General features: G+C 64.4%; 16 protein-coding genes. 9 read left to right on the forward strand and 7 right to left on the reverse strand.

What is annotated here, in order from left to right:
- The 4 genes from EOA79_RS03285 to EOA79_RS03300 form a co-directional block, all read right to left on the reverse strand.
- Positions 1 to 1235 (reverse strand): 2Fe-2S iron-sulfur cluster-binding protein (locus EOA79_RS03285; protein ID WP_128292864.1); only part of this gene is annotated, 1235 nt, incomplete at its 3' end.
- Complete coding sequence (locus EOA79_RS03290) at positions 1232 to 1528, reverse strand: sarcosine oxidase subunit delta (RefSeq protein ID WP_067325793.1); 297 nt, start codon at positions 1526 to 1528, stop codon at positions 1232 to 1234. The genes EOA79_RS03285 and EOA79_RS03290, both read right to left, overlap by 4 nt.
- On the reverse strand, positions 1528 to 1938 hold the full coding sequence (locus tag EOA79_RS03295) for a hypothetical protein (RefSeq protein ID WP_127334889.1): 411 nt from the start codon (positions 1936 to 1938) through the stop codon (positions 1528 to 1530). The genes EOA79_RS03290 and EOA79_RS03295 overlap by 1 nt, the downstream gene beginning before the upstream one ends.
- Before the next feature lie 9 nt (positions 1939 to 1947).
- Entirely contained in the window at positions 1948 to 3201 is a 1254-nt protein-coding gene (locus EOA79_RS03300; RefSeq protein ID WP_067002609.1) for a sarcosine oxidase subunit beta, read from the reverse strand.
- A 253-nt stretch (positions 3202 to 3454) separates the two neighbouring features.
- Here EOA79_RS03300 and EOA79_RS03305 point away from each other — a divergent pair, with 253 nt between their 5' ends.
- The 6 genes from EOA79_RS03305 to EOA79_RS03330 all read left to right on the forward strand — a co-directional run bounded on the left by EOA79_RS03305 (position 3455) and on the right by EOA79_RS03330 (position 8450).
- Positions 3455 to 4213 (forward strand): SDR family oxidoreductase, encoded by a 759-nt coding sequence (locus EOA79_RS03305; RefSeq protein ID WP_127334890.1) that lies wholly within the window; start codon positions 3455 to 3457, stop codon positions 4211 to 4213.
- A gap of 108 nt (positions 4214 to 4321) precedes the next feature.
- The gene (locus EOA79_RS03310) at positions 4322 to 4708 is read left to right on the forward strand and encodes an SET domain-containing protein-lysine N-methyltransferase (protein ID WP_095781084.1); all 387 of its coding nucleotides are present in this window, start codon (positions 4322 to 4324) and stop codon (positions 4706 to 4708) included.
- A 177-nt stretch (positions 4709 to 4885) separates the two neighbouring features.
- Entirely contained in the window at positions 4886 to 5149 is a 264-nt protein-coding gene (gene rpsU / locus EOA79_RS03315; RefSeq protein WP_040969057.1) for a 30S ribosomal protein S21, read from the forward strand.
- Between the two features lie 136 nt (positions 5150 to 5285).
- Positions 5286 to 6137 (forward strand): tetratricopeptide repeat protein, encoded by an 852-nt coding sequence (locus EOA79_RS03320; RefSeq protein WP_067002613.1) that lies wholly within the window; start codon positions 5286 to 5288, stop codon positions 6135 to 6137.
- A gap of 189 nt (positions 6138 to 6326) precedes the next feature.
- Complete coding sequence (locus EOA79_RS03325; protein WP_095823451.1) at positions 6327 to 6803, forward strand: DUF992 domain-containing protein; 477 nt, start codon at positions 6327 to 6329, stop codon at positions 6801 to 6803.
- Between the two features lie 195 nt (positions 6804 to 6998).
- A complete protein-coding gene (locus EOA79_RS03330; protein ID WP_245489835.1) occupies positions 6999 to 8450 on the forward strand; it encodes an MFS transporter in 1452 nt (483 codons plus the stop codon).
- On the opposite strand, the gene coaBC is transcribed toward EOA79_RS03330, so the two are convergent.
- The 3 genes from coaBC to ubiE all read right to left on the reverse strand — a co-directional run bounded on the left by coaBC (position 8447) and on the right by ubiE (position 12357).
- Positions 8447 to 9919, reverse strand: coding sequence for a bifunctional phosphopantothenoylcysteine decarboxylase/phosphopantothenate--cysteine ligase CoaBC (gene coaBC / locus EOA79_RS03335; RefSeq protein WP_206522069.1), 1473 nt, complete (start codon positions 9917 to 9919; stop codon positions 8447 to 8449). The genes EOA79_RS03330 and coaBC overlap by 4 nt on opposite strands.
- Before the next feature lie 73 nt (positions 9920 to 9992).
- Positions 9993 to 11567, reverse strand: a complete 1575-nt coding sequence (ubiB, locus tag EOA79_RS03340) for a 2-polyprenylphenol 6-hydroxylase (RefSeq protein ID WP_095781082.1) — start codon at positions 11565 to 11567, stop codon at positions 9993 to 9995.
- Between the two features lie 13 nt (positions 11568 to 11580).
- On the reverse strand, positions 11581 to 12357 hold the full coding sequence (gene ubiE, locus EOA79_RS03345; RefSeq protein ID WP_095800515.1) for a bifunctional demethylmenaquinone methyltransferase/2-methoxy-6-polyprenyl-1,4-benzoquinol methylase UbiE: 777 nt from the start codon (positions 12355 to 12357) through the stop codon (positions 11581 to 11583).
- A gap of 171 nt (positions 12358 to 12528) precedes the next feature.
- On the opposite strand from ubiE, the gene EOA79_RS03350 reads away from it, so the two are divergent.
- The 3 genes from EOA79_RS03350 to EOA79_RS03360 all read left to right on the forward strand — a co-directional run bounded on the left by EOA79_RS03350 (position 12529) and on the right by EOA79_RS03360 (position 14966).
- Positions 12529 to 13503, forward strand: a complete 975-nt coding sequence (locus tag EOA79_RS03350; protein ID WP_095800650.1) for an adenosine deaminase — start codon at positions 12529 to 12531, stop codon at positions 13501 to 13503.
- 161 nt (positions 13504 to 13664) lie between these two features.
- Entirely contained in the window at positions 13665 to 14294 is a 630-nt protein-coding gene (gene upp, locus EOA79_RS03355; protein WP_095823452.1) for a uracil phosphoribosyltransferase, read from the forward strand.
- Positions 14295 to 14399: 105 nt separating this feature from the next.
- Positions 14400 to 14966 (forward strand): TIGR02281 family clan AA aspartic protease, encoded by a 567-nt coding sequence (locus EOA79_RS03360; RefSeq protein WP_095823453.1) that lies wholly within the window; start codon positions 14400 to 14402, stop codon positions 14964 to 14966.
- Position 14967: the final 1 nt, after the last annotated feature.

Below are 14967 nucleotides of genomic sequence, written 5' to 3' on the forward strand. Positions count from 1 at the left end.
ATGGCGTCGACCGCGATCCTGCGCTCGCCGCCGCCGTTCTTCGGCTGCACCGTCAACGACGATACGCGCAGCTTGCCGCCGGCGCTAACCACAGCGCGACCGAAATTGATCTCGATGCCGAGGCTCCTCGCTTCGTCGATCACCGCCCCCGACGGGTTGTCGCGCAGGTCGACGATGGCAGCGACATTGACGCCGGCCTTCCTCAGGTCGATCGCGGCCGCGTAGGCCGAGTCGTTTGCCGTATAGACGCCGACATTCCTACCGACCGCCACGCCATAGTGGTTGAGGTAGGTGCGCGCCGCCGATGCCAGCATGACGCCCGGCCGGTCGTTGTTGGCGAACACCATGTGCCGCTCGATGGCGCCGGTCGCGAGCACGACCCGCTTGGCGCGAACCTGCCACAGGCGCTCGCGCGCCAGCTCCCGGCCGGGGCTCTTGAGATGGTCGCTGACCCGCTCGACAAGGCCGACGAAGTTCTGCGCGTAGTACCCGAAAGCTGTCGTGCGCGACAGCACTCGGACATTGTCCATCGCCTTGAGTTTGGCGATCGCGGCTTGTGCCCAGGCAAAGCCGTCCTCGCCATCGATCCTGGCGCCGCTCTCGAAGCGCAGGCTGCCGCCGAATTCGGCCTGCTCGTCGGCGAGGATCACCCGCACGCCGGTTTCGGCTGCGGCAAGCGCCGCAGTGATGCCGGCCGCACCGCCGCCCAGCACCAGCACGTCGCAATGCGCGTAGCGCGCCGCATAATGGTCGGGATCCGGCCGGTCGGGGGAAACGCCAAGGCCGGCCGTCGCGCGGATCTTCGGCTCATAGAAGTTCAACCAGGCCGACTTCGGCCACATGAAGGTCTTGTAGTAGAAGCCGGCCGAGAACATCGGCGAGGCAATGTCGTTGACCGCGCCGACGTCGAAGGCGAGCGAGGGCCAGCGGTTCTGCGAATGGGCGGTCAGCCCGTCATAGAGCTCCTGCACGGTCGCCCGCACATTCGGCGTCTTGCGCGCGTCGTCGCGCACGATCTGCACCAGCGCGTTGGGTTCTTCCGCGCCGGCCGAGAGGAAGCCGCGCGGCCGGTGGTACTTGAAGGAGCGGCCGACGAGATGCACGCCGTTGGCGAGCAGCGCCGAGGCCAGCGTGTCGCCCTCGATCCCGATATACTGCTTGCCGTCGAAGCTGAACGAGGCGGTCTTCGCCTGGCTGAGACGCCCGGCGCCGGAAATGCGGAAGGCGGCGTTCATTTCGAGGCTCCAGGCAGCTTCGCAGGCTTCGGCTCGCCGGCCTTGTAGGTCATGACGAACTTGTCGGTCACGGTGTCGCGCACGGCGTTGAAAAAGCGCGCGCAGCCATGGATGTGCCGCCAGCGCTCATAGATCACGCCCTTGGGGTTCGAGCGGATGAAGAAGAATTTCTCGAAATCGTCGTCGCTCTCGGCGGCAATGTTGGTCGGGCGCGCAATATGCGCCTCGCCGGCATTGCGGAACTCGAGTTCCGGGCGCTCTTCCTCGCAATAGGGGCAGCGGATGAGAAGCATCAATCGACTTTCTTGGATTTGGTCGACCCACCATGTGCATTGCCTTCAGGCCTGCCACGATCGGTCACAGCATTTTCTTTGGAAGTACGGTCTTCAATGAGCAATCCTATCGCCCGCAAATTCACTTTGGCTCGATCGACATCAGCCTGCGTTCGTGGCCCAGAGAAGGTTCTTGGGGAACCGATATTCAGAAACACGTTTTCGCGTATTTTCGGTATGGCAAATGCCCACACGCAGAAAAAGGTAGGTAGGCCGACAACCACAAACATAGCCAACATGACGGGATCGACCCCATTGGCCTCATACCCAACTATTCGAACCAAAATCTCCCTGACGGACAACAGTATAAACAGCACGGTGACGCCCACGAGGCCCAACCCGAAAAGCATGGTGTGAGTTTTGCGCGTCATCGCAGTTCTTTAGTGCGCCACCGCCGCCGCCGCCGCTTCGTCGATGAGACGACCGGTGCGGAAGCGCTCGAGCGTGAAGGGCGCGTTGATCGGGTGCGGGTCGTCCCTGGCGATGGTGTGGGCAAAGACGTTGCCCGAACCTGGCGTCGCCTTGAAGCCGCCCGTGCCCCAGCCGCAATTGACATAGAGGCCCTTGACCGGCGTCTTAGCCAGGATCGGCGAGCGGTCGGGGGTCACATCGACGATGCCGCCCCAGGAGCGCAGCATCTTCATGCGGGTGAAGATCGGGAACATTTCGCAGATGGCGTCGAGCGTGTGCTGCAGGATGTGCAGGCCGCCGGTTTGCGAATAGGAGATATACTGGTCGGTGCCGGCGCCGATGACCAGCTCGCCCTTGTCCGACTGCGAGATATAGGCGTGCACCGTGTTCGACATGATGACGCATGGCACCACCGGCTTGACCGGCTCCGAGACCAGCGCCTGCAACGGATAACTCTCCAACGGCATGCGCACGCCGGCCATATCCATGATGACCGACGAATGGCCGGCAGCGACGACGCCGACCTTCTTGGCGCCGATGAAGCCGCGCGTCGTCTCGACGCCGGTGACCGCGCCGTTGGCCGCGCGCTTGACGCCGGTGACCTCGCAGTTCTGGATGATGTGCACGCCGCGCGCCGAGGCGCCGCGCGCATAACCCCAGGCGACCGCATCGTGGCGCGCCGTGCCGCCGCGGCGCTGCAGCGCGGCACCCATGACCGGATAGCGCGCCTCCTTGGAAATGTTGAGCGGCGGACAGAACTCCTTCGCCTGTTCCGGCGTCAGCCACTCATTGTCGATGCCGTTGAGGCGGTTGGCATGGATGTGGCGCTTGAACACCTGGACGTCATGCACATTGTGCGCGAGCATCATGACGCCGCGCGCCGAATACATGACGTTGTAGTTGAGCTCCTGGCTCAGTCCGTCCCACAATTTCAGCGCATGGTCGTAGATGCCGGCGCTTTCGTCATAGAGATAGTTGGAGCGGATGATGGTGGTGTTGCGGCCGGTGTTGCCGCCCCCGAGCCAGCCCTTTTCCAGCACCGCGACATTGGTGATGCCGTGCTCGGTCGCCAGATAATAGGCGGTGGCCAGGCCGTGGCCGCCGGCGCCGACGATGATGACGTCATATTCCTTCTTCGGCTCGGGTGAGGTCCATTGCTCTTCCCAGCCCTTGTGGCCGCGCATCGCCTCGCGGGCAATGGCGAATACGGAGTATTTCTTCACGTTCAGCCTCGCGCCAAAAATCGCGGATCTCGGCCGGGCATTCCCCGGCGCGCGTGGTGTATCACTAGCGAAAGCGTGCAGTCACCCTTGCGCTGTTTGCGACGGCGCTTGCCGTTTTGCGCCGCGGCTGCGCGGCGCATGCCCGACAACTTGCATTCCGATCGGCAAGTCAGCTTTCGGGTGGCTGCCGAAATGCCGATTTGCGACCAAGCATCCCACCACCGGCTGGACCGGCATAGAGAAAGGATGAGAAATGTTCGCACTCACCGAAAAGGTCGCCATCGTCACCGGCGCCAGCTCCGGCATCGGCCGCGCTACGGCCAGTCTGTTCGCCGAGCAGGGCGCCAGTGTCGTCGTCGCGGCGCGCCGCCGGGCCGAGCTCGATGCACTCGTCGGCGAAATCGAGACGGCCGGTGGAACCGCAATTGGACTCGCCGGCGATGTCCGGGACGAAGCCTATGCCAGAGCTCTGGTCGAGCTTGCGGTCGAAAGGTTCGGCGGCCTCGACATTGCCTTCAACAATGCGGGCACCGTCGGCTTGATGGCGCCGGTACCGGAGATGGCGCCGGCGACTTGGCACGACACGATCGACACCAATTTGACCAGCGCCTTCCTCGCCGCCAGGCACCAGATCCCGGCGATGCTGGAGCGCGGGGGCGGCTCGCTGATCTTCACCTCGAGCTTCGTCGGCTATACCGCCGGCATGCCGGGCATGGCCGCCTATGCCGCCGCCAAGGCAGGGCTGATCGGGCTGACGCAGGTGCTGGCCGCCGAATACGGCCCGAAAGGGCTGCGCGTCAACGCGCTGCTGCCCGGCGGCACCGACACGCCCGCAGCGACGTTCAAGACGCCGGAGTCGCGGACATTCGTCGAAAACCTGCATGCCTTGAAGCGTGTGGCCCGGCCCGAGGAGATCGCCCGCTCAGCGCTCTACCTTGCCTCGGACGCCTCAAGCTTCACCACCGGCGCGGCGCTGTTTGCCGATGGTGGCGTCTCGATCAATCGGACGTGAATCATCTGACGGTCGGCAGCCATGCTCATCCGCTGAAATCGCGCGACGGGGCCTTGCATTCCGGTCCGTTTTGACGATTTGGTTTCCCGTCGAAAACGGATCGGAACGATGCTGCTGATCAGAACCTATGTAGCCCAGAGCGCCATCGAAGGCGTCGGCGTTTTCGCCGCCGAGCCGGTCAGGAAAGGTGCCTCCATCTGGCGGCTCGATCCCGATTTCGACCGGCTGATCCCCATGGAGAAATACGAGAAGGCGCCGCCGCATCTCAAGGAATTGCTCGACCGCTACGCCTATCCGAGCCCGGACAAGCCGGGTTTCATGGTATATGAGGTCGACAATGGCCGCTTCATGAACCATTCCGAGCGGCCGAACACGGATTTCTCCCAATATGGTGGCGCCACAGCGACCCGGGATATCGCGGCCGGCGAGGAAATCACTTGCGACTATGGCGAATTCTTTGAGGATTTCGCCCGTCTGCATCTGGCGACCGCCTAAGGCTCAGACCGGCAAGGCACGGCGCTCGGGCTTCCGATCGCGGTTTCCTGCAATCAACGGTGGACAGCACGGCCTGATTCTGCTATCAGCCGGCACAATTCGCGGTGCAGGTCACTGCGGAGGCATGCGGCTATGGGCTGCTTGCCTGAGATTTCAAACCCGAAGACAGGATTGCACGTGCAGGTACTCGTCCGCGACAACAACGTTGATCAGGCGCTTCGCGCGCTGAAGAAGAAGATGCAGCGCGAAGGTATTTTCCGCGAAATGAAGATGCGCGGTCACTACGAAAAGCCGTCCGAGAAGCGTGCCCGCGAGAAGGCGGAAGCCGTCCGCCGCGCCCGCAAGCTGGCCCGCAAGCGCGCCCAGCGCGAAGGCCTGCTGCCGATGACCCCGCGCCCGGCTCCGGCTGGTGCTGCCGGCGCATCGCGTTCGCCGCGCTGATACCGTCAATTTTTCGTCCTTTTCGAAGGATACCGAGGGTGGCGCGATGCGGAATCGCCGCCACCTTTTTGTTTATGCGTTCGAGCCGGTTCGGAGAGGGAACGGACCTGACGGCGCGGCGCCAGTGAGGACTGAGATGAACGCAATTACCGTGGAGCGCAGAACCGCTTTTCGCGGCTTCGCCCTGACGGCGGCCCTGCTTTCGGGCCTGACCCTTGCAGCATGCCAGACCGCCCCGACGGGGGAGTTCAACAATATCGACAAGGCGCAAGGCTCGACCGAGAACATCTCCTCGCTGTCGGCTGTCATCCAGCGCAATCCTCAGGATCCCGAGGGCTACAATGTGCGCGGCTCGGCCTATGGCCGCGGCGGCCAGTACCAGGCGGCGCTCAAGGATTTCGACACCGCCATCCAGCTCAATCCGAACTTCTATCAGGCCTATTCGAACCGGGCGCTCATCCAGCGTTTCCTCGGCAACCAGCAAGCAGCGCTTGCCGACTATAACCGCTCGATCCAGATCAACGCCAATTACGACGCCGCCTATATCGGCCGCGGCAATCTCTATCGCAAGGCCGGCCGCGTCAACGACGCGTTCAACGATTTCCAGAAGGCGATCCAACTCGACACGACCGACGCCCGCGCCTACCACAATCGCGGCCTGATCTATCAGAGCCAGGGCCAGCACAAGTTCGCCATCGAGGATTTCTCGACCGCCATCTCGCTGGCGCCGGACGCAGCCGAGCCCTACAACGGCCGCGGCCTGTCCTATCTCGCCATGAATGACGAGGACAACGCCTTCGCCGACTTCAACATGGCCATCAAGCTCGACGGCAAGAACGCCGAGGCCTGGGCCAACCAGGCGCTGATCTACGAGCGACGCGGCGACAAGGAAAGGGCGGCCAAGTCCTACCGCGAGGCTGTCCACCTCGACCCGAACTACCAACCCGCCAAGGACGGCCTGTCGCGCACCTCGGCCGGCGCCAGCTGATCGGAAGCTAAGGCCGCCCGGGGGTCCGGTCGCCCGCGATGGGTCTATTGCGGCGCTGACACGCCGATTTGGCCGTCAGCCGCCAACGGCGATGCTTTGGCTCGCCATGCTCGCGCCAAGTTTTGGGCGGAACGCTCCTCGCACCTCGACCGTTTAACCGGGGCCGTTTGTTGCGAAAGGACATTTCCGATGATCAAGACACTTGCCTGTGCCGCCGCCGCGCTTGCCGCCACGGTCCTCGCTTCTCCGGTCAGCGCCGGCACGATCCGGCTCGGCACGCTCGATTGCACCATCGACGGGGGCACCGGTTACGTCATCACCTCCAACAAGGGCGTGTCCTGCGTCTTCCGCCCCTATCATCACGGTCCGGCCGAGCTCTATACGGGCATGATCTCCAAGCTTGGCGTCGATATCGGCCGGACGCATCAAGGTCAGCTTGTCTGGGCGGTTCTCGCCGCCACCCGCCACCATGACGCGGGCGATCTCGCCGGCAGCTATTACGGCGTCAACGCGGAGGCGAGCGTCGTGACCGGCGGCGGCGCCAATCTTTTGGTCGGTGGTCTCGACGGCGCCTTCATGCTCGAGCCGCTGAGCGTCCAGGCACAGACCGGCGTCAACCTCGCTGTTGCCGTGGCTTCGCTGGACCTCGTCCACTCCTATAAGTGAAATTTCAAATCAGTTAGCACCGATACGGCCCGGGACGCTCGTTCCGGGCCGAATTTTTGGCGCGCTGCTCGCTGACATCGCCGAAAAAGCCTCTTGAGCTCAACTGCGCTTGAGGTTCTACAAGCCCTGCCGAACTGGATCTGGCGCTTCGTTCGCAATGCGGATGAGGTTGCGGAAAACAAGCGGGAGATCGACGTGACGGCAGCAGGCGGCGGCAAGGTGGCCGGCAACAAGGTGGACTGGCGAGCGCTGTGGGCAAGCGGCGACCTGGCGCGTTTCTGCTTCGTCAGTCTCGGCATCCTGCTGCATGCCACCAATGAGACTATGGTGGCGACGGTGATGCCGGCCATGGTCGGCGAGCTGGCCGGCGTGCAGCTCGTTGGCTGGTCGCTGGCGATCTATGAGCTCGGCGCCATCGTCGCTGGTGCCGCGGCCGGGCGGCTGGTGAGCTATGTCGCGCTGCGCTCCAACATGATGGTCGCCGCCCTGCTCTACGCGGCAGGCGCGCTGATCTGCGCGGCGGCACCCTCCATGCCGTTCTTCCTCGCCGGGCGGCTGGTCGAGGGACTTGGCGGCGGCGCGCTGGTGTCGCTCGCCTTCGTTTCGGTCGAGCGTCTCTTTCCGCGCAACATCTGGCCGCAGCTCTTCGGCATCATGTCGGCGATCTGGGGCGTCGCCGCCTTCAGCGGACCGATGCTCGGCGCTGTTATGACCGAGTTCCTGTCATGGCGCTGGGCCTTTGGCGTCTTCACTGTCGGCGGCGCGGCGATGGCGCTGGCGAGTTTTATCGTGCTGGACACGCCGGAGGCGACGAGGCCGCAGGCGGGCAGAGGCACGGCGCCGCCCTTTCCCTATCCCGCGCTTGCCTGTCTCGCCATCGCCGTCGTGCTGATCGCTGCCGCCGGCATCGACATCGCCCCGCTGCGCTCGTCGCTGCTGCTGGCCCTCGGGCTGATCGGCCTGGCGCTTTTCTTCCGCATCGATGCCCGCAGGCCGCGCTCGCGCCTGTTTCCGGCACCTTTGTTCTCATGGCGCTCGCCGCTTGGCTCAGGCATGACCATGGTTGCGGCCTTCTCGGTAGCGACCTGCACGTTCACCATTTACGGGCCGCTGCTGCTCACCACGCTGCACGGCATTCCGATCCTGACCACCGGCTATATCATCGCCGCCGAATCCATCGCCTGGTCGATCCTGTCGATCCTCATCGCCAATGCGCCGCTGGAACGCGAAAGACTGATCATCGTCGTCGGCGCGCTGATGATCGCCTCCGGTCTTGCCAGTTTCGCCTACGCCATCCCCGCAGGTTCGATCCCGCTGATCCTGCTCTGCGCTCTGCTGCAGGGCGGCGGCTTCGGCGTCTGCTGGCCGTTCTTGACGCGCGTCATCGTCGCTTCGGCCCGCGACGGCGAGCAGACGATCGCTTCCGCCGCCGTGCCGACCATGCAGCGGATCGGCTACGCGGTGGGCGCGGCCCTTGCCGGCATCGTCGCCAACGCCAGCGGCTTCTCGCAAGGCCTCAATCGTGACGCGGCTGCAGGCGTGGCCGGCTGGCTCTTCCTCGCCTTCGTGCCGCTTGGGATCCTTGGCTGCGTCGCCGCGCTGCGGATCGCGCTGCCGCCAATGCGACCGCAGGCAGCGGCCAGCTAAACCACTGTCGTTTTCAGCCGCTCGGCAATCGATGCGGCGAGCCGTGTCGCCACCTCGTCCTTGCCCATCTCCGGCCACTCCTCGACGCCCGTGCGCGAGACGATGCGCACCTTGTTGCGATCGCCGCCCATAACGCCGGAAGGGCCGATGCCGCTGCCATGCGAGACGTCGTTCGCGACGATGAGATCGGCGCCCTTCTTCCTGAGCTTGGCCTCGGCGTTGCCGATGAGGTCCTGCGTCTCGGCGGCAAAGCCGACGACAAGACCGGGCCTCTGCGCATGATGGCCGACGCCCGCGAGGATGTCGGGATTCTCGACCATCTTGAGCGACGGCGGGCCCTTCCCCGCCACCTTCTTGATCTTTTCACCGGCGGCATTCGCGGTGCGCCAGTCGGCGACGGCCGCGACGAAAACAGCCGCGTCCGCCGGCAAAAGGCTCTCGACCGCTTCCTTCATCTCGGCCGCTGTTTCCACATGAGTGGTCTTCACCCCGGCCGGATCGGCGATGTTGACCGGACCGGACACGAGCCGGACATCGGCGCCGAGCTTCGCCAGTGCCGCCGCGATAGCATGGCCCTGCTTGCCGGACGAACGGTTGGCGATGTAGCGCACCGGATCGATCGGCTCATGCGTCGGCCCCGAGGTGACGATGATCTTGCGGCCCGCAAGCGGCTTCGGCTTCTCGCCGAGCATCGCCTCGATCGCGGCCACGATTTCCAGCGGCTCGGCCATGCGGCCTTCGCCCGCCTCGTTGCTTTCCGCCATCTCGCCCTTGGCCGGCCCGACAAAGGCGATGCCATCCTTCTGCAGGGTCGCCCGGTTGCGCCGCGTTGCCGGATGCGACCACATCTTCGGATTCATCGCCGGCGCCATCAGCACTTTCTTGTCGGTCGCAAGCAGCACCGTCGAGGCAAGATCATTGGCATGGCCGTTGGCGAGCTTCGCCATCAGGTCGGCGGTGGCCGGCGCCACGACCAGCAGATCGGCCTCGCGCGACAGCCTTATGTGGCCGACATCGTGCTCGTCATTGCGGTCGAAGAGTTCGGTGAAAACATGGTCGGCCGAAAGCGCGCCGACGGACAGCGTGGTGACGAATTCCTGCGCGGCTGATGTCATTACCACCCGGACAGAAGCGCCGCGCTCGCGCAGGCGCCGGATCAAATCGAGCGATTTATAGGCGGCGATGCCGCCGCCGATGACGAGAAGGACGCGTTTGCCGGAGAGCGTTCCGCGAACTGATGGCCTGCCGGGCATGTCGGCGATAGGCGGTGCTTGCTGGCCGGGGCCGGTCAGCGCACGCAGCGTCTTCTCGATCTGGTCGATGCGGTCGGCCTGCCCTGCCCGGCCCTCAACCGCCGCCCTGATCATCGCCCGGGCCTGCTCCTCCATCGAGCAGCCATTTTCGGCAGCCAATTGGCGCAGCAGGTCCTTAACTCCATCGTCAAGGTTGCGGATCGTGATGCTGGCCATCTGATTGCACCCGCCTCAAACTAGCGCCGGCAATGATAGCAATGCAATCAAAACGCAGCAAGGCGGCGGGCGGTCAGAAAATCCGCCACGCGATGTAAATCAGCGTCAGCGCAATGGTCCACAGCGCCACCCGGCCGGAGCGGGTGTGGCGCGCCTCCGCCTTGCCGATCGCGCGCGCGGTCGCCTCGTCGAAGCGCAAGCCATGCTCGGCCATCAGGTCGATCTCACGCGACAGCCGCTCGGTGCGAACCGCAATGTCCGGCGCCTGCCTCGCCAGCGAGATCAAGGCCTTGCCGGCGTCCCGCGCGTCCGAGAGCACGCCGCGCGGGCCGAGATTGCCCGCGATCCAGTCACTGACCACCGGCTCCGAAGTCTTCCACATGTTGAACGCCGGATCGAGCGTGCGGGCCACGCCTTCGACCACCACCATGGTCTTTTGCAAAAGCACCAGCTCGGTCCGCGTCGCCATGTCGAAGAGGTCGGTGACCTCGAACAGCAGCGTCAGAAGCTTGGCCATCGAGATCGTGTCGGCCGACTGGCCGTGGATCGGCTCGCCGATGGCGCGGATCGCCTGCGCGAAGGCCGATACATTGTGCTGACGCGGCACATAGCCGGCCTCGAAATGCACCTCGGCGACGCGCCGGTAGTCGCGCACGATGAAGCCGTAGAGGATCTCGGCCAGAAAACGCCGCTCCTTCTTGCCGAGTCTGCCGGCGATGCCGAGATCGACGGCAACGATGGTGCCGTCCGGTTCGACGAACAGGTTGCCCGGATGCATGTCGGCATGGAAGAAGCCGTCGCGCAGCGTATGCCTGAGGAAGGACTGGACGAGATTGGCTGCGATCGCCTTGAGGTCGTGACCGGCGGCAGCAAGGCCGGTCAGATCGTTCATCTTGACGCCGTCGATCCACTCCATGGTGATCACGTCTCGGCCGGTCCGCTCCCAATCGACCGCCGGCACGCGGAAGCCCGGATCATCCTTGGTGTTCTCAGCGAGCTCGGAAAACGCGGCCGCTTCGAGCCGCATGTCCATCTCGACCTTGGTGGTCTGCGCCAGCGTCTGGGTCACCTCGATCGGCCGCAGGCGCCGCGAGGAGGGGATGTACTTCTCCTGCAGGCGGGCGGCGAGGAAGTAGCTCTCGAGATCCTGGAAGAAGCGATGGCGCACGCCGGGGCGGATGACCTTCACCGCGACCCGTGAAGCCTTTCCGTCGCGAACGACTTCGGCGCCGTGCACCTGGGCGATCGATGCCGCCGCGACCGGCTCGCCGAAGGTTGCGTAGAGATCCTCGATCCTGCGCCCGAGCGAGGCTTCGATCGCCGCGACCGCTTCCGCCCTCGGAAAGGTGTGCATCTTGTCCTGCAGCAGCGCAAGGTCGACCGCCATGTCGTTGCCGACGACGTCGGGCCGCGTGGCGAGGAACTGGCCGAGCTTCACATAGGATGGCCCCAGCCGCACCACCGCCTGCGCCAGCCGGTCGCCGCGCAGATGGCTTCGGGCGCGGCGGCGAGTGAGCACGCGCGCCAGCCGCCAGCCGAGCTTCGGCATACCGGAAAGCTCTTCGCCGGGCAGCGCCGCGACGACGCCCTCGCGGACCAGCACCCAGCCGGCCCTGGCGAGCCGGAAGCCGGCGCCAACGCTGGTCATCGGACGCCCTGCCTCAAAGCTTCCAGCCCGAATGGAGCGCCGCGATGCCCCCCGAATAGTTGCGGAAAGTAACCCGATCGAAGCCGGCCCGACCAATCATCGCGGCGAAGTTCTGCTGGTTGGGGAACTTGCGGATCGATTCGACCAGATAGGAATAGGGCTCGTCGTCGCCGGTCACCGCCCTGCCGATTTTGGGGATGGCGTTGAACGACCAAGCCTCGTAGGCCTTGTCGAGCAGCGGCATGTCGACCTCGGAAAACTCCAGGCATAGGAAGCGCCCGCCGCGCTTCAGCACACGAAAAGCTTCGCTCAGCGCCACATCGATGCGCGGCACGTTGCGGATGCCGAACGCGATCGTATACGCATCGAACGTGCCGTCCTCGAACGGCAGCGCTTCGGCATTGGCCTCGACGAAATCGGTGTTTTCCGAGAGGCCTTTCTTTTCGGCCCTGTCGCGGCCGACGTCGAGCATCGAGCCGTTGATGTCGAGCACCGTGGCATGCGCATGGCGCTGGCTTGCCTCGATGATGCGAAAGGCGATGTCGCCGGTGCCGCCGGCGACGTCGAGCACCTTCCAGCCCGGCCGCTTCGGGGGGTTGAGCCACGCGACCATCGCGTCCTTCCACAGCCGGTGCAACCCACCCGACATCAGATCGTTCATCAGGTCGTATCGATTGGCCACCTTGTGAAAGACGTCATTGACGAGCGACTGCTTGTCGCCCGCGCCAACCTTCCTGAAACCATAGGAGGTTTCCATGCCGCCCGCGGCCGTGGTTCTCTCAACTGACATTATTTCGATCCGCCATAAAACCGGCGGGACCATAGCCGATCGATGGGGCGGGCGCTATTGTCCAAGGCGCGGTTTTCGGCCGCGCTTTCAGAACGGGTCGGGGAAGAGTTTGCCACGATTTTCCACCCGGAATCGGCGCCACGACAGAAGAATACCGCACGGGATGGCCGCATGATCTTGAAAGCCGAATTGCACTGCCACATCGAAGGGGCAGCGGCGCCCGACCTCGTCGTCAGCCAGGCCCGCAAATACGGCAAGGACCCTTCGCCCTACATCCAGAACGGCTCTTTCGTCTGGCACGATTTCACGTCTTTCCTCGCCGCCTATGATTTTGCTTCCGACCTGTTCCGCACCGAGGAGGATTACGCCCGTCTGACCGATCATTATCTCACCAGCCTCGCCCGCGACGGCGCCATCTATTCCGAGGTCTTCACCTCGCCGGATCACGCGAAAAGGGCCGGGCTTTCGCCCAAGGCCTATACGGACGCGCTGGGCGAAGGCATGGCCCGCGCCAAGGCGAGGACCGGCATCGAGGGGCGCATGATCGTCACCGGCGTACGCCACGTCGGCGTCGAGGCGATCGAGCAGGCGGCGCGCTTTGCGGCGCGCTGCGGCCATCCGCTGGTCACCGGCTTCGGCGTCGCCGGCGACGAGCGCATCGGCGATTTCGAGGACTACGTCCGTGCGTTCGAGATCGCGCGCGAGGCCGGCCTCGGCATCACCATCCACGCCGGAGAATTGATGGGCTGGGAAAGCGTGGCGGCAGCGCTCGACCATATCCGCCCGTCGCGGATCGGCCATGGCGTGCGCGCCATCGAGAACCCGGACCTCGTTCGCCGCATAGCCGCCGAGGGCGTGGTGCTGGAATGCTGCCCCGGCTCCAACATCGCGCTCAAGGTGTTCGATAGTTTCGCCACGCATCCTTTTCCGGCGTTGCGCGCGGCCGGCTGCAAGGTGACGCTCAATTCCGACGACCCGCCCTATTTCTGGACCTCGCTGAAGCGCGAATACGACATCGCCGCCGAGCATTTCGCGATGGACGACAAGGCGCTTATCGCCGTCACCAGGACGGCCATCGAGGCGGCCTTCGTCGACCGGAAGACCAAGGCGATGCTGATGAGCCGGCTCGACCCCAAAGGCCGGTGAATGGTCAATGGTGAATGGTGAATGGTGAATGGTGAATGGTGAATGGTGAATGGTGAACGTTTGCCGGCGGCTTCAGCGTGTCAACCAATCATCGGCCCATCAGGACTCGCAAACCGGCTCACTATTCACTATTCACTACTCACCATTCACTGGAGAAGACCATGCAGGGCGTCACCGTCGTCGACCACCCCCTTGTCCAGCACAAGCTGACCATCATGCGCAAGAAGGAGACCTCGACGGCAGGCTTCCGGCGGCTGCTGCGCGAAATCTCCCTGCTTCTCGGCTACGAGGTGACCCGCAACCTCGAACTGACGACCACCAAGATCGAGACCCCGATCGAGGAGATGGAAGCGCCGACGCTGGAGGGCAAGAAGCTGGTTTTCGCCTCCGTGCTGCGGGCCGGCAATGGCCTGCTCGAAGGCCTGCTCGATCTGGTGCCGGCGGCGCGCGTCGCCCATATCGGCCTTTACCGCGACCATGAGACGCTCGAGGCGATCGAATATTTCTTCAAGGCGCCAAGCGACCTTGCCGACCGTCTGGTGATCGTGGTCGATCCGATGCTTGCGACGGCCAATTCCGCGATCGCGGCGATCGACAAGCTGAAGGGGCGCGGCGCCACCAACATCCGCTTCCTTTGCCTCCTGGCCGCGCCCGAAGGCATCGAGCGCTTCACCAAGGCGCATCCGGATGTCCCGATCTTCACCGCCTCGATCGACCGCCAGTTGAACGACAAGGGTTACATCATGCCTGGCCTCGGTGACGCCGGCGACCGCATGTACGGGACCAAGTGAGATCTTTTCTTAACCGCTCGTTTACGAAACGCCGTGGTTCCGGCGCGCGTTAAAGCCGAAAACACCATGTCGGCTTAAGGATCGAACCTTCACGAAGGTCGATCCATGCTGCGCAAGCTTCTTCTCCTTGGCGTCTTTGTCGGAAGCTCCGCATCGATTCCGATTGTCTATCAGTCGAACCCGCAGATGGTGGAAACCCTGCTGAGATCGGCGGTTGCTTCGAAGCCGGCGCCGCCTGAGGCTCAGCCGGACGTCAATCTCGCTTCGGCTCCAGCCAGGCCGGCGATGCCGATGCCGCTCGGCCGCCAGGTGCTGGTCAATGCCGACCAGCGCGGCCATTTCACTTCCGCCTTCAAGTTCAACGGCCGTCAGATAGACGGCATGATCGACACCGGCGCGACGCTGGTCGCGATCAACATATCGACGGCGCGCCGGATCGGCATCTCGCTCAACCAGTCGGATTTCAATCAACAGGTGAACACGGCGAACGGCGCCATTAAGGCTGCCGTGGTCACCGTCGACCGGCTGCAGATCGGCAAGATTTCCCTCGACAACGTCCAGGCGGTGGTGCTCGACGATCGAGCGCTGCAAACCAACCTGATCGGCATGAGCTTCCTGCAGCGGCTGCAGAAATACGAAGTCCAGGACGGCGCGCTGCTGCTTGTTCAATAGG

This window comes from Mesorhizobium sp. M1A.F.Ca.IN.020.03.2.1, assembly GCF_004023205.1.
Classification (GTDB): domain Bacteria; phylum Pseudomonadota; class Alphaproteobacteria; order Rhizobiales; family Rhizobiaceae; genus Mesorhizobium.